The following is a 12,888-nucleotide window of genomic DNA, read 5'->3' as shown; positions in this document are numbered from 1 at the left end:
CTCGGCCAGGATTACCTTCTGAGCTTCGAGGTGTCGTCGGAGGATAGAACGACACCGCCGTCGGAGTCGACCTCGTCTAGTGGACGGAGGTTGACTTCGTACGCCGCCGCAAGCCGCGGCGTGTGTGCGAACACCACATCGAACAGGGGCACAAGGTTGCCCAGTGAGATCAGCACCTCGTTCCCTTCCTCCATGAACGCTTTGACCGCGTCCAAGTTGAACTATGAGCTCATCGAGGATGGTCGCGTCGAGGGCTGCCTGGTGCCTCGCATCCAGCCATCGGCGGCCGAACCGGTAACCCCAAACTCCGCGAAGGAGCGCGGGTCAAATTCTAATGTGAGAACCCAAACTTGACCCTGTTGGCTTCGTCGTTCTCAGTCTGCGAAGGTGAGGATGCAGGGTCTGGCACCGAACTTCGTGCGAAGGCTGCAGCACGTTCCTCCTCGGGCATGAACAGGATGTCGGACAAGCGGCGAACGGCATTTGGAATCGCCGTTCGGATGATTGCCGAGTCGTCGTCAGATTCGAGTACACCGGCGGCTTGGAGCGCATTGATCGTTTCCAACATCTTCCCGGGTAATGGCTCTGCGTTTCCGACTGGAACGCCGGTGTATGTAGGTGACGGACGATTGATCCGAAATGGCGCGTGGTAGGTAGTTCGCCGGAGACGCTCGAAGCCGTCGTGTACGAGGTGAACCGCTACGGAGTTCTCTTCTTCTCTGTCTCTACCCCGGCCGTGGCGTGGGCTAGTCACGATAAGGATCATCGACCACAGCCGTTTAACAAGAACATCGGCAGCAAACCGAACGTCAGGGTCGGGATGGACGTTGACCAGGGTGAGCAGCCTGGGGTGGATGATCTGACGCCAGTCTTGCTCGATCGCCTCGGCGACATCTTTCGAGTCGGTATTCCCGTCTTCGGTGTACCCGCCAAGAGCAGCGATACGGAAGCAACCGGGCTGCCACCAACTTTCAACGGCCAGGACGGTGTTGATCGTGTCCGTGTGCAGCGAGCGCACGAACGCGCGATACTCAATGTCGAGTTGGGAATCGGAAGCGTCTGACATGGCACAGATGCTACGTCCGTCGATGGCCGTTGCCCGGGTATTGAGTCAATCGCCGGCGGTCGCTGAACGTTTACAGCTGCCGGCCGGTCTGCCCGCGTCGCGGGGTCGCGATCGTGTTTGAAGCGATCGGTGCTGTTCGTGGTCAACGAGATGGAGGCGACAGCCCATCCGGTCGATCGCCTGTACTGCATCGGGTCCGGCCGAAATTGGTGGCCCGTGCGGGCCCATCCCGGCCCCCGTCACGCGCGCCGGTCGCCGCCATGGCGGGACTATCGCCCATGTGTTCATCTACCGGCCTGATCGCCCGAGTCTAAGCTATCGGCATGAACAACCTCGGTCCCTATCAGCTCTTCACCATCGCCGCCAAAGAGGCTGGAGGAGTTGGGAATTATATGAAGGACATCGAGCGTGGGGCTGTTTCAGAAGCCACGCCCGGCCTCCTCATCAAGGGCGTTGGCATGGGTGTCGTACTTACGACCGGAGTGATTGCGTGCAAAAAATTCATGGACCAACGAAAGGCGGACCGTGAAGCAGCCGAGGAAGCAAAAAGGCTTTTGGCCACCGAAATCGAAGGTGATGGCTCGCAATCAGTAGATGCCGACCCCGCCGGTTTCTGACACGACCGCAGCATTCCTTCAGCGATCCCAGCTCCTCGGCTCCCTGCTAGCTTGCACAACAATATCAATAACGACAATCATTGCCGGTATTATAGATTATGTCAGGTTGCAGTCGAAAGCCATTGTCATGCAACGTATGTCAATCCTACCTGCTGGCGCGACCGCCTGCCGGACATGATCTAGAAGTACCGCGGATCCGCCGTTGTGAAGCAGTTCCGTTTCGTGTTGCAAGCCGCGGTGCTGTTGCTCGAGATGGTTCGGATGCCAGCGGCGCGGGCATTCGTCGCCGATGCCCCCGAATCCGTTGTCTCCGATGCTTGCCACTCCTGGGCCGCTCCCGTCCGGACCGGCCTGGGTGTGGGAATGGAAGTGGGATGCAACTGCGCGGGTTCACAGAAACTCGCGGACGATAGCGGCGCAACTCGCGCGTGGGTGGAGCATCAACCCCTGAGGGACAACCGCATTCGCAGACTGGCGACCATCAAACGCCTCGTGCGGCCGCCAGCACAGCCTCGCGTTGGATCCGGCAAAACCACTGCCGTCTACCGATCGGCTCCGGCCCACCCCTTCCCTCATACCCCCACGGGTACTTGCATACCCCCCTAGGTATGTGTCACAGTAGTGATGTACCCGCCAGAAAGGACCGCCATGTGCTACCCCGTCCCGTGCCCGGCATGCGGTAAGACCACCTGGGCTGGCTGCGGTCGACATGTCGACAGCGTCATGAAGAACGTTCCGCGGTCGCAGCAGTGCTCCTGCTCCATGGAGACACCCGCCCCAGCTACACGCGACAACTTCTTTCGTTCCCTGTTTCGTCGCTGACCCCCACCCCAACAGCACTCCACTGCATTTCGCAGGAATCTCTGGGCGTCTTCAACACTTCTGAATACCCCCACCCGTATTAGGAGAAGCAATTGTGACCAAGCCCGCTACCGCGGCGGCCACCGGCCGCCACGACCGCCATCGGCCACCGGCACCCGGCGCACTAGGCCGCCTGGGAAGCACGATGGTCGCCCGCCGCCGGTGGGTGTTCGGCATCTGGCTGATCGCCCTCGTTGCACTGGGATCGGCTGCACCATCGGTGTTCTCATCCTTGGCCGGGGCCGGCTGGCAGGCCAACGGTTCCGAATCCGTCCAGGTCCGCGAGCTCGCCCAGCAGCATTTCGGCGGCAATTCCTCTGCAGCAGTGCAGGTGGTCGTTCACTCCGACACCGCCACGATCGAAGACGCAGCGATGCAGCAGACACTCACCGACGTCGCGGCCGTATTCGACGGTGACACTCGCTTCGGTGAGGTCATCGCCCCCCAGCCGGGCATGACGATCAGTCCCGACGGTCACACCGGCATCTTGATCGCCGGCGCAAACGCGAGTACCGACGACATGGTCAAGGCCGTCGACGAGGTGAAGGGCGAGCTGACCGAACTCTCCGGCGACGGCATCGAGGTCTACCCGACCGGATCCTCCGCACTGTGGTCGGACTTCAACAAGGCCAACCACGACGCCATGATTCAGGCCGAATTGTTCTCCTGGCCGGTCACTTTGGCGATCATGGTGCTCGCGTTCGGCTCCCTCGTCGCCGCGGGATTGCCGCTGCTACTCACCGTTGCCGGCCTGGTCGCATCCGCAGGCGGACTCGTTCTGCTCAACGGCGTCACGCCGATCTCGGTGTGGGCGATGAACTTCGCGATGATGTTCGCCCTCGCCCTCGGAATCGACTACGCCCTGTTCATCGTCGCCAGGTTCCGCGACGCACTGCGCAACGCCGATCCACGTGCCGCGGTCGCCGAAACCATGGACACCGCAGGCAAAGCCGTGGTCCTGTCCGGTCTGACGGTCTTGGTGAGCCTCTCGGCCGTCCTGCTCGTTCCCGCACCGGCGGTGCGCACCATGGCCGTCGGCATCATGCTCGCCGTGACCTTCGTGCTGATCGCCACCATGACCCTGCTCCCCGCAACCCTGGGTGCACTCGGTTCCAAGGTCAACGCCGCCTCCCTGCCCTACGCCAAGCGCCAGCAGCACCGCTCCCCGAAATTCGCAGCCTGGGGTGAACTGCTCCACAAGCACCCCTGGCCGTTCGCTCTGGTCTCCGTCGGCATCCTCATTGCGCTGGCCCTTCCGGTCCTCGGACTGAAAGTGGCGATGCCCTCGATCGCCGTCGTCCCCGAAGACGCACCGGTTCGCCAGGGTTACGAGCTCGTCCAGGCCCAGTTCGGTGCCGGCGCACCCGGCGCACTGCAGATCGTCGTCCCGTCCGCGGATGCCGCCGCGACCGCCACGGCAGCCAGTACCGTCGACGGGATCTCGATGGTCACTCCGCCCCAGCCTGCCGCGGACGGCTCAAACTACTCACTGCTACAAGCACTTCCCACCGTTGACCCCTCGGACGAGAGAATGGGCACCATCCTCGGTGACCTGCGCGCCGAACTCCCGGAGTCGGCGTTGGTCGGCGGTGCCCCAGCGGAGAACCTCGATCTGCAGCAAGCACTGAACGACTACCTACCGCTGGTGATCGGTATCATTCTGGCGCTCGGTTTCATCCTGCTGCTCGTCGCCCTCCAAGCACCGCTGATCGCGATCCTCGGCACCGCAGTCAGTCTGCTCTCGACCGCCGCAGCGTTCGGGGTCGCGAAGCTGATCTTCCAGGACGGGCACGGCGCATCACTGCTCGGATTCACCCCGCAAGGCTTCCTCGACGGCTGGGGTCCGGTGTTCTTCTTCGCGATGATCTTCGCCATCGCCATGGACTACACAGTGTTCCTGCTCGCCACCGCGAAAGAGCACTACGAGAAGACCGGGGACCCGAAAGCCGCTCAGGTCGACGGCCTCGCCCACTCCGGCCGGGTCATCTTCGCCGCCGCCGCGGTCATGGTCGCAGTGTTCTTCACCTTCGCACTCTCCGATCCGCTCCCACCGAAGGAGATGGGCATCATCCTCGGCGTCGCGGTACTGCTCGACGCCTTCTTGATCAGGCTGATCCTGCTGCCGGTCCTGCTGCGTTTGAGCGGACACGCCGCATGGTGGTCACCGGCCTGGCTGCGCAAGGTGTTGCCCTCGATCAGCTTCTCGCACTGACCACCCTTACAACCCGAACGGAGCAATCATGATCGATCCGAACACCACTCGCTCGTCCGCGTTCGCGGGCTGGCCGATCGAACGTATCGTCCCCGCCCTCGCCGCCGGCGTCACCGCCACCGGCCTGGCCCTCGGCGAACTCCACGCACCGCAGTGGCGACTGCTCAGCGCGTTCGCTGCCGCGAACCTCGCCCTTTACGCAGCGGTCGGCTGGTGCCCGGCCAGCGCGCTTCTCACCAGGGTGGGCGTGCCGAGTATTCGCCAGCCCCGAATCGGGTAGGCCCAGATCACCGCAGTTCGACGACCGAAAGGAACTTCCCTTATGAACATCGCACTCTCGACCACTCTGACCGACACCGACTTCGACACCGCAGTCGACGCCGTCAAAGCCTCCCTCGCAGATCAGGGCTTCGGTGTTCTCACCGAAATCGACATGCAGGCCACGTTGAAGGCCAAGCTCGGCGAGGACATGGAGCAGTATCTGATCCTCGGTGCCTGCAATCCGTCCCTCGCGCACCGCGCCGTCGGGGTCATGCGCCAGATCGGCTTGCTGTTGCCGTGCAATGTCGTCGTCCGCGCCGACACCTCCGCTTCCGGATCGGTCATTGTCGAAGCGATGAACCCCGACATCATGGTCCAAGCGACCGGCGAGCCAGCACTGTCCGACGTCGCGGCCGAGGCCACCACCAAGCTCCAGGCCGCCATCGACGCACTCGGTGGCCAGGACGCAGCCCACAGCTGATGACCCTGACGCTGGCACTGGTCCTCGGCGTCGCCGTCGGCATCCTGCTCGGTCTCCTCGGAGGCGGCGGGTCGATCCTCGCCGTCCCGGTTCTCGTCTACGCCCTGGGAATGGACCTGTCGGAGGCGATACCGACATCGTTGCTGGTGATCGGTGTCGCCTCGGCGACCGGGGCCATCCCCAAGGTGCGGGCGAAGCTCGTCGAATGGCGACTGGCGGCGATCTTCGCGGCCACCGGTATCGTCGGCACGCTGGTCGGCAGCGTCCTGGGCAGGCATCTGCCCGAGGCCGCAGTGATGATCGGCTTCGCGATCGTCATGATCATCGCCGGGGCGCGGATGCTGCGCAGCACCGACGATGTCGGAACCGCTTGCAAGACAGGAAGTTCCGGGATCGATTGGCGGCGATGCGCACCACGGTCCATACCGACCGGGTTCGGGGTCGGTGTCCTCACCGGACTGTTCGGCGTCGGCGGAGGATTTCTGATCATCCCCGCTCTGGTGCTGTTGCTGGGAATCGAGATGAGTGTCGCTGTCGGAACGTCGCTGGTGGTCATCGTCGCCAACTCCGCCGCCGGACTGATCGCTCAGGCCGACGGGCTCGGCGGGAACTGGCCACTGACAGCCGCGTTCGCCGGTGCGGCGATCGCAGGCTCGCTGGTCGCCGGAAAACTGAGCACACGCATCGACACCGACAAGCTGCGCACGTGGTTCGCCTACCTGGTGTTCGCCGTCGCGGGCTATGTACTTGTCGACACCCTCGTTCTTTCATGACCGACTGCACACACCGAACCGATGCCCCCGGGGGTAATCTGGAAGGACTACCACCATCACACACCCTCAGGAGACCGCAATGATCGGCGACGAAGACAGCATCGCATTGGTACTCAACCGTCTGCGCCGCGCACACGGCCAACTCGCCGGTGTGATCGGCATGATCGAGAACGGACGCGACTGCAAAGACGTCGTCACTCAACTCGCCGCCGTCTCCCGCGCCCTCGACAAAGCCGGATTCAAGATCGTGGCCACCGGCCTTCGTGAATGCATGACCGGCGACACCGCAGACAACAAAGAGCCCATGACCGAAGCAGAACTGGAAAAGCTCTTCCTCGCACTGGCCTGAACGAGGACGTTTCACGTCAGAAACGAGGCCGACCCGATTACACCGTAGGAGTACCCCGTGAGCACCACCGATCCAGACATCGCCATCATCGAAACGTCGAGCCTCGGCGACCGCAGCTACCTGATCAGCCACGACGGCATCGCCGTCGTGATCGATCCCCAACGTGACATCGACCGCGTCCTGGCACTGGCTACGGAGAAGAACGCCGCGATCACCCACGTACTCGAAACCCACATCCACAACGACTACGTCACCGGCGGACTCGAACTCGCACGCGCCACCGGAGCCGAATACGTTGTGCCCGAGGGTGACCCGGTCGAATTCGAGCGACGGGCAGTGGGGGACGGCGATGTCGTCGACGCGGGATCGGCGACGTTTCAGGTCATGCACACCCCGGGCCATACACATCATCACGTCAGCTACGTACTGCAACTCGGAGACGAACCGATCGCGATCTTCACCGGCGGCTCGATGCTCTACGGATCCACCGGCCGCACCGACCTACTCGGCTCCGAACACACCGACGAGCTCACCCATGCCCAGTTCCACTCGGTCCGTCGAATCGCCGCCGAACTCCCCGCCGACGTCGAGGTCTACCCCACCCACGGATTCGGTAGCTTCTGCTCCGCGACCCCCACCAGCGGCGACTCGTCGACCATCGGTGAACAGCAACAGTCCAATCCCGCGCTGACCCAGGACGAACAAACCTACGTCGACGAGTTGATCGCAGGACTGTCGGCCTACCCCGCGTACTACGCCCACATGGGCGTCATCAACACCGAAGGCCCCGCACCGATCGACCTGTCCACCCCAGAACCCGTCGACCCCGACGAACTACGCCGCCGCATCGACGACGGACAATGGGTCGTCGACCTCCGCGCACGCACCGCCTTCGCTGCCGGACATCTCGACGGTTCCCTCGGCTTCGAGCTGTCGACGACATTCGTCACCTACCTCGGCTGGCTCTACCAGTGGGGTGCGCCGCTGACCTTGATCGGCGACACATCCGATCAAATCGACGAGGCCACAAGGGAGTTGGCACGTATCGGCATCGACCACCCCTCCGGCTCCGCTGTCGGAGAGATTCATTCGCTCGCCACCGACGGGCGCGTACGGTCCTACGAAGTGTCCGACTTCGCCGGACTCGCCGCAGAGGACTCGGACATTGCAGTGCTCGACACCCGTCAACAGTCCGAATACGCGGACGGCCACATCCCCGGTGCGATCAACATTCCCCTCCACGAACTGCCACACCGACTCGCAGAAGTTCCCGACGGCAAAGTGTGGGTGCACTGCGCCTCCGGCTATCGCGCCTCGATCGCGGCCTCACTACTCGACCGGGAACATCGCAGCGTGGTGCTCATCGACGACGACTACAACCGCGCAACAGATCTCGGACTCGACACCTCGAAGACATGACGAAATGCTTCGACGACCGAACGCGACGAGACAGGCGTACCCCCAGGGGGTATATGTTGGTATCATCGGCCGCATGCACTCAGTGAATCGGCACGGTCGACGGGGCACAGCTCCGACGGCAGCTTTACTGATTGCACTGACGGTGTTCGGTGTCCTGTTGATGCATTCGGTGACACCGATGTCGATGCCCGTGACCGGCTCGATGTCCACATCGATGAGCGGCGGCCATGCCTCGTTCGCAGCACCGTCCCACACGGACGCCACGGTTCCGGTGATGACCGGGGAACATGACTGCCCGTCGGGGCACCAGATGATGCATCCCTGCGTCGGCACGACGGTGTCGTGGCCCGCGCTGACGGTCCCGGCGATGAGCGCAGCCCTCGACCTGGCGCCGACATCGGTGAACCGGATCATTGGACGGGCCGACTCCACGCTTGAGCGTGCGCCGCCGTGGACGTTGTGGGAGTTGGACAGATCGGTGACCTTGCGAGTGTGACAGGGAGCCCGGCAGACGCGTGTCTGTCGGCGGATCGAACGACATCCAATTCTCTGCACTACCCACTCTTGCAAGGAGTTTCCTCATGCGTACCAAAGTCATTGCCTCGATCGCTGCTGCCGCCGCGAGCGCGTTCCTCGTCGTCGGCTGTAGCGACAACGCGGCCGATTCGTCGATGGACGGCCATGCGATGGGATCGATGTCCTCGGCACCGATGTCCTCGGCCCAAGCAAGCGCGTCCGCAGAGTTCAACGATGCCGACGTGATGTTCGCGCAGATGATGTATCCGCATCACGCCCAAGCAGTCGAGATGGCCGACATGGCGAACGGCCGCACCGACAACCCGGAGGTGCTGTCGCTGGCATCGGCGATCGCCGGCGCACAGCAGCCCGAGATGGACCAGATGACGGCATGGCTGACCGAGTGGGGCCAGCCCATGCCCGACATGGACATGAGTGACATGGGCGGGATGGACCACAGCTCTGGCAGCGGCATGATGACCGCTCAGGACATGGACGCGTTGATGGCAGCGTCGGGACCGGAATTCGACCGCCAGTGGTTGACGATGATGATCGCCCACCACACCGGTGCCATCGAGATGGCCAACACCGAAATCGCGGACGGTTCCAATCCTGACGCCCTGGAGATGGCACGCGCCATCGTCGCCACTCAGCAGCAGGAAATCGAGACCATGCAGCGGCTGCTCGGCTGACCCGGCCCGCCACACAACGATGGCCGCATCCTCTCCGGCGGAGAGGGTGCGGCCATCAGCGTTTCGCAGTCGTCAGGGCTGCGTTCCCGGTACGAGATCAGCTCTCACAGTGACGGTGTGCGCTGCGACGGAGGGTTGGAACTCCCCTCGTTCACCGCTCCGGTGATGGTGTCGGGTGTGAGGTCGAGTCGACGCAGTAATTGTGCGTTCGCAGCGACGATGATCGTCGACAGCGACATCAGGATCGCGCCGATCGACATCGGCAGCACGAACCCGACCGGCGCGAGCACTCCTGCCGCGAGCGGAACCGAGATGAGGTTGTATCCCGCTGCCCACCAGAGGTTTTGCTTCATCTTTCGGTACGAGGCGCGCGAGAGTTCGATCACCGACAACACCGACCTCGGGTCGTCGCTGGCGAGGATCACTCCGGCCGATGCGATTGCGACGTCGGTGCCGGCCCCGATCGCGATACCGACATCGGCCTGCGCCAGAGCCGGGGCGTCGTTGACTCCGTCGCCGACCATCGCCACCGTACGGCCTTCGCTCTGGAGTTCAGCGACGTTGTGCGACTTGTCTTCCGGTTTCACCCCGGCGAAGTAGCGGTCCACACCGAGCTCGGTGGCGACGGACTTCGCGACGGCGTCGGCATCACCGGTGATCATCACGACCGCGATTCCTCGCGCGTGCAGCGCGTCTACCGCAGTGCGTGACTCGGACCGGATCTCATCGGCGAGCGCGAGGGCACCGATCACGGCCCCGTCGGCGAGGACGTGCAGGATGATCGCCCCGTCCCCGCGCCACCGGTCGGCGACAGCGAGTTCGGATCCGTGTTCCTGCTCGAGCAGTGCCGGCCCGCCGACCTGGATCCGGACGCCGTCGACGTCGGCTGCGACCCCGACGGCGGGGGACGACTGAAAGCCGGCTGCAGCCGGGACCGTCAGGTTCCGCGCGCGTGCGGCCTCGACGATGGCACGGGCGAGTGGATGTTCGGAATCTGCTTCTGCGGCAGCGGCCAGCGCGAGAACGTTGTCGGCGGTGCGCCCGCCGGTCACCTCGACTGCGGTGACGGTGGGTTCACCCTTGGTGAGGGTCCCGGTCTTGTCGAACAGCACGGTGTCCACCGTGCGCATGGTTTCGAGTGCGAGCCGGTCCTTGACCAGAACACCGCCGCGGGCGGCGCGTTCGGTGGCGATGGAGACCACCAGCGGAATCGCCAGTCCGAGTGCGTGCGGGCAGGCGATGACCAGCACGGTGATGGTGCGGATGACGGCGTCGTCGGGCATCCCGACCAGAGTCCACACCGCAGCGGTGATGATCGCGGCACCGAGAGCGAACCAGAACAGCCAGCCAGCGGCGGTGTCGGCGATGCGCTGAGCGCGCGAGGTCGAGTTCTGGGCGTCGGCGACCAGGCGGCCGATGCCGGCGAGGGCGGTGTCCTCCCCTACTGCGGTGACCTGGATGCGGAGACCGGAGTCGGTGGCGACAGTGCCGGCGACGACTTGGTCGCCGTCGCTGCGGCGGACGGTGCGTGATTCGCCGGTGATCATCGATTCGTCCATGCTCGCCGATCCGGAGACGATGGTGCCGTCCGCGGGTACGCGTCCGCCGGGGCGGACGACGACGAGATCACCGAGCTGCAGCTCGGCCGGGGGCACCGGCACCACGTCGTCGCCGTCGACGCGTTCGGCGGTGTCCGGGAGCAGTGCTGCCAACGAGTCCAGGGCGGAGGTGGTCTGAGCGAGGGATCGCATTTCGATCCAGTGCCCGAGCAGCATGATCACGATCAGCAGGGCCAGTTCCCACCAGAAGTCGAGCTGATGATCGAGCAGGCCGAGGCTTGCTCCCATCGACGCGACGAATGCGACGGTGATCGCGAGGGCGATGAGCAGCATCATTCCCGGTGCACGTGAACGGATTTCGCTGACTGCTCCGGAGAGGAACGGGGAACCGCCCCAGGCATACATCACCGTTCCGAGCACCGGGGAGATCCAGGCGATCCACGATGAGTCGGGCAGTGAGTATCCGAGGAGCATCGCGAACATGTTCGAGGCAACGATCACCGGAAGGGCGAGGACCAGCATGATCCAGAACAGACGACGGAACATGCCGACGTGGTCCCCATGACCGGCGTGGCCACCGTGACCGGTATGGCCTTCGTGACCGGTATGGCCTTCGTGTTCCTTCTCGCCATGGCCGGAGTGGGCTGCGCTGTGTTCGGATGCATCGTGGCCCGGCAGCGTGCCCGCTGTCTCGGCTCCGCCAGCGTCGGCATGTGTGTGGTTGTTCATCGCGGGAAATCCTTCTCTCCACCAGGTTCAGCGGTTACGCGGTGCGCGAATCTTTGGGTTGCGGTTCGACTGTGTATCCAGCCTCGCGGACAGCTGCGATGACACCGGCGTGGTCGGGCACGTCAGCACTTGTCACCGTCAGAGTTCCCGCAGCTGCAGATGCCTCGACCGTGTCGACTCCTGCAACGGTGCTTACTTCCTCCCGGACTGCCGCTTCGCAGTGACCGCAGGTCATGCCCGTGACTTTGTAAACCGTGGTGATCATGTCGCGCTCCTCTGGCTGCTTAGATACCCCCTGGGGGTATCTCGATGACATGTCGACCATACCCCCTCCCCGTATGTTTCGGAAGGCCGTTGGCTGCGTCGAGTGGCTTACGAACCTGCGGCGAAGACCAGTCCGTTGGCCGAACTTCGGATCGAGTCATGGTGCGGTGGGGTCTACGTCGAATCGGCCTGGGTGCGCGGTCCTGACATAGCGGACCGCTGTGGTGGTGCCGATACCGAACACGGTCATCAGGGCAACTGGGTCGCCACTGTGGGCGGCCTCGTCGAGGATGCGATCGACACGCAGTTCGCGGGCGGTGATGCCGAGGTCACGGAATGGGCGGGTGATGTAGTGGCGACTGCCCGGCAGTGCGGTAGGCGCAGTTATCCGGGTGATCAGCAAGTACGGATTCGTGCTGGTCGGCCACCGCAGCTGACGGTAGATCAGCCAGTCGCGGAGCACCTCGGCGGTGAACTCGTCCAACCAGAACGTGTGGCGGGTGTGTGGCCGGGTGACGGTTGCTCGTCCTGCCGAACGGTCGAGATGGTCGAGTCGGAAGCCGATGACCTCTTCGATCGTCAGCGCGTGGACCGCGACGAGCGCCAGAATCACCCGGTCATCGGGCCTGGTCAGCTGATCGAAGAGCCCATGTACGCGATCGGATCGTAACGGTCTGAGGATCCTGCGGGTGTACCGACCAGCGACCTCTCGGGCAGGGTCGGCGAAGATGCGACGTTCGCGTTTGAGTCCGCGGAAGAGCGACCTCAGGGCCGTGTGCACGTTGTGTCTCGACTGCCCTGAGTGACGGCTGAGAGCGCGCTCGATGTCGACAGTTTCGACAGATCGCAGGCTTTGGTGTGTCTCAGCCCATTCGTGCAAGACCGGTTGCGCGAAATTGAGATAGAGGGCAATGGTCACTTCCGTCAGCGGTCTGGATTTACGTCGACCGCGGCCGCCCAGCGCAGTGACCCACGCCTGCACGTCGTCGCGGAACTGCGCGGGTGTTTGCTCGATCATCCGTATGGTGCGCTCGGTGTGCCGGGCGGCATTGCGTGCCGCCACCCCATCGGCAGGGTTTCGTTCCGACA

General features: G+C 63.9%; 14 protein-coding genes. 9 read left to right on the top strand and 5 right to left on the bottom strand.

Annotated elements, in window-relative coordinates; translation table 11 throughout:
* Nucleotides 1-11: 11 nt before the first annotated feature.
* Both K414_RS0100305 and K414_RS28755 read right to left on the bottom strand, forming a co-directional pair.
* Nucleotides 12-215 (bottom strand): hypothetical protein, encoded by a 204-nt coding sequence (locus tag K414_RS0100305; protein WP_027494156.1) that lies wholly within the window; start codon nucleotides 213-215, stop codon nucleotides 12-14.
* A 116-nt stretch (nucleotides 216-331) separates the two neighbouring features.
* Nucleotides 332-1,066: a hypothetical protein gene (locus tag K414_RS28755; RefSeq protein WP_152530319.1), complete on the bottom strand. Its 735-nt coding sequence runs from the start codon at nucleotides 1,064-1,066 to the stop codon at nucleotides 332-334.
* Nucleotides 1,067-1,389: 323 nt separating this feature from the next.
* On the opposite strand from K414_RS28755, the gene K414_RS0100290 reads away from it, so the two are divergent.
* The 9 genes from K414_RS0100290 (at nucleotide 1,390) to K414_RS0100250 (ending at nucleotide 9,247) form a co-directional block, all read left to right on the top strand.
* Nucleotides 1,390-1,683, top strand: coding sequence for a hypothetical protein (locus K414_RS0100290; RefSeq protein WP_027494153.1), 294 nt, complete (start codon nucleotides 1,390-1,392; stop codon nucleotides 1,681-1,683).
* Nucleotides 1,684-2,689: 1,006 nt separating this feature from the next.
* Entirely contained in the window at nucleotides 2,690-4,756 is a 2,067-nt protein-coding gene (locus tag K414_RS0100285) for an MMPL family transporter (RefSeq protein WP_027494152.1), read from the top strand.
* Nucleotides 4,757-4,784: 28 nt separating this feature from the next.
* On the top strand, nucleotides 4,785-5,036 hold the full coding sequence (locus K414_RS0100280; protein ID WP_027494151.1) for a YgaP-like transmembrane domain: 252 nt from the start codon (nucleotides 4,785-4,787) through the stop codon (nucleotides 5,034-5,036).
* Nucleotides 5,037-5,078: 42 nt separating this feature from the next.
* Nucleotides 5,079-5,498: a DUF302 domain-containing protein gene (locus K414_RS0100275; protein WP_027494150.1), complete on the top strand. Its 420-nt coding sequence runs from the start codon at nucleotides 5,079-5,081 to the stop codon at nucleotides 5,496-5,498.
* Complete coding sequence (locus K414_RS0100270; protein WP_027494149.1) at nucleotides 5,498-6,271, top strand: sulfite exporter TauE/SafE family protein; 774 nt, start codon at nucleotides 5,498-5,500, stop codon at nucleotides 6,269-6,271. Before K414_RS0100275 ends, K414_RS0100270 begins: the two co-directional genes overlap by 1 nt.
* 79 nt (nucleotides 6,272-6,350) lie before the next feature.
* Nucleotides 6,351-6,620 (top strand): metal-sensitive transcriptional regulator, encoded by a 270-nt coding sequence (locus K414_RS0100265; RefSeq protein ID WP_027494148.1) that lies wholly within the window; start codon nucleotides 6,351-6,353, stop codon nucleotides 6,618-6,620.
* A 57-nt stretch (nucleotides 6,621-6,677) separates the two neighbouring features.
* Nucleotides 6,678-8,039 carry an MBL fold metallo-hydrolase gene (locus tag K414_RS0100260; RefSeq protein ID WP_027494147.1) on the top strand — a complete coding sequence of 454 codons (1,362 nt, stop codon included), beginning with the start codon at nucleotides 6,678-6,680 and terminating at the stop codon, nucleotides 8,037-8,039.
* A gap of 73 nt (nucleotides 8,040-8,112) precedes the next feature.
* On the top strand, nucleotides 8,113-8,535 hold the full coding sequence (locus tag K414_RS0100255) for a DUF6153 family protein (protein ID WP_027494146.1): 423 nt from the start codon (nucleotides 8,113-8,115) through the stop codon (nucleotides 8,533-8,535).
* An 85-nt stretch (nucleotides 8,536-8,620) separates the two neighbouring features.
* Complete coding sequence (locus K414_RS0100250; protein ID WP_027494145.1) at nucleotides 8,621-9,247, top strand: DUF305 domain-containing protein; 627 nt, start codon at nucleotides 8,621-8,623, stop codon at nucleotides 9,245-9,247.
* 104 nt (nucleotides 9,248-9,351) lie between these two features.
* Here the strand turns inward: K414_RS0100250 and K414_RS0100245 are convergent, their stop codons facing one another.
* The 3 genes from K414_RS0100245 to K414_RS25540 form a co-directional block, all read right to left on the bottom strand.
* On the bottom strand, nucleotides 9,352-11,535 hold the full coding sequence (locus K414_RS0100245) for a heavy metal translocating P-type ATPase (RefSeq protein WP_027494144.1): 2,184 nt from the start codon (nucleotides 11,533-11,535) through the stop codon (nucleotides 9,352-9,354).
* Nucleotides 11,536-11,569: 34 nt separating this feature from the next.
* The gene (locus tag K414_RS0100240; RefSeq protein ID WP_027494143.1) at nucleotides 11,570-11,800 is read right to left on the bottom strand and encodes a heavy-metal-associated domain-containing protein; all 231 of its coding nucleotides are present in this window, start codon (nucleotides 11,798-11,800) and stop codon (nucleotides 11,570-11,572) included.
* A gap of 156 nt (nucleotides 11,801-11,956) precedes the next feature.
* Nucleotides 11,957-12,817 (bottom strand): site-specific integrase, encoded by an 861-nt coding sequence (locus K414_RS25540; protein ID WP_152530318.1) that lies wholly within the window; start codon nucleotides 12,815-12,817, stop codon nucleotides 11,957-11,959.
* Between the last annotated feature and the right edge of the window lie 71 nt (nucleotides 12,818-12,888).

Source organism: Rhodococcus sp. JG-3 (assembly GCF_000482405.1).
Lineage (GTDB): Bacteria > Actinomycetota > Actinomycetes > Mycobacteriales > Mycobacteriaceae > Rhodococcoides > Rhodococcoides fascians.
This window is presented reverse-complemented; position numbering and strand designations above follow the sequence as displayed.

Bases quoted from the DNA above. Each gene is read 5' to 3' on its own strand.
- K414_RS0100255 (WP_027494146.1), top strand. From the start codon at position 8,113: ATGCACTCAGTGAATCGGCACGGTCGACGGGGCACAGCTCCGACGGCA.
- K414_RS25540 (WP_152530318.1), bottom strand. From the start codon at position 12,817: ATGATCGAGCAAACACCCGCGCAGTTCCGCGACGACGTGCAGGCGTGG.
- K414_RS0100240 (WP_027494143.1), bottom strand. From the start codon at position 11,800: ATGATCACCACGGTTTACAAAGTCACGGGCATGACCTGCGGTCACTGC.
- K414_RS0100285 (WP_027494152.1), top strand. From the start codon at position 2,690: ATGGTCGCCCGCCGCCGGTGGGTGTTCGGCATCTGGCTGATCGCCCTC.
- K414_RS0100250 (WP_027494145.1), top strand. From the start codon at position 8,621: ATGCGTACCAAAGTCATTGCCTCGATCGCTGCTGCCGCCGCGAGCGCG.
- K414_RS0100275 (WP_027494150.1), top strand. From the start codon at position 5,079: ATGAACATCGCACTCTCGACCACTCTGACCGACACCGACTTCGACACC.
- K414_RS0100265 (WP_027494148.1), top strand. From the start codon at position 6,351: ATGATCGGCGACGAAGACAGCATCGCATTGGTACTCAACCGTCTGCGC.
- K414_RS28755 (WP_152530319.1), bottom strand. From the start codon at position 1,066: ATGTCAGACGCTTCCGATTCCCAACTCGACATTGAGTATCGCGCGTTC.
- K414_RS0100290 (WP_027494153.1), top strand. From the start codon at position 1,390: ATGAACAACCTCGGTCCCTATCAGCTCTTCACCATCGCCGCCAAAGAG.
- K414_RS0100245 (WP_027494144.1), bottom strand. From the start codon at position 11,535: ATGAACAACCACACACATGCCGACGCTGGCGGAGCCGAGACAGCGGGC.
- K414_RS0100280 (WP_027494151.1), top strand. From the start codon at position 4,785: ATGATCGATCCGAACACCACTCGCTCGTCCGCGTTCGCGGGCTGGCCG.
- K414_RS0100270 (WP_027494149.1), top strand. From the start codon at position 5,498: ATGACCCTGACGCTGGCACTGGTCCTCGGCGTCGCCGTCGGCATCCTG.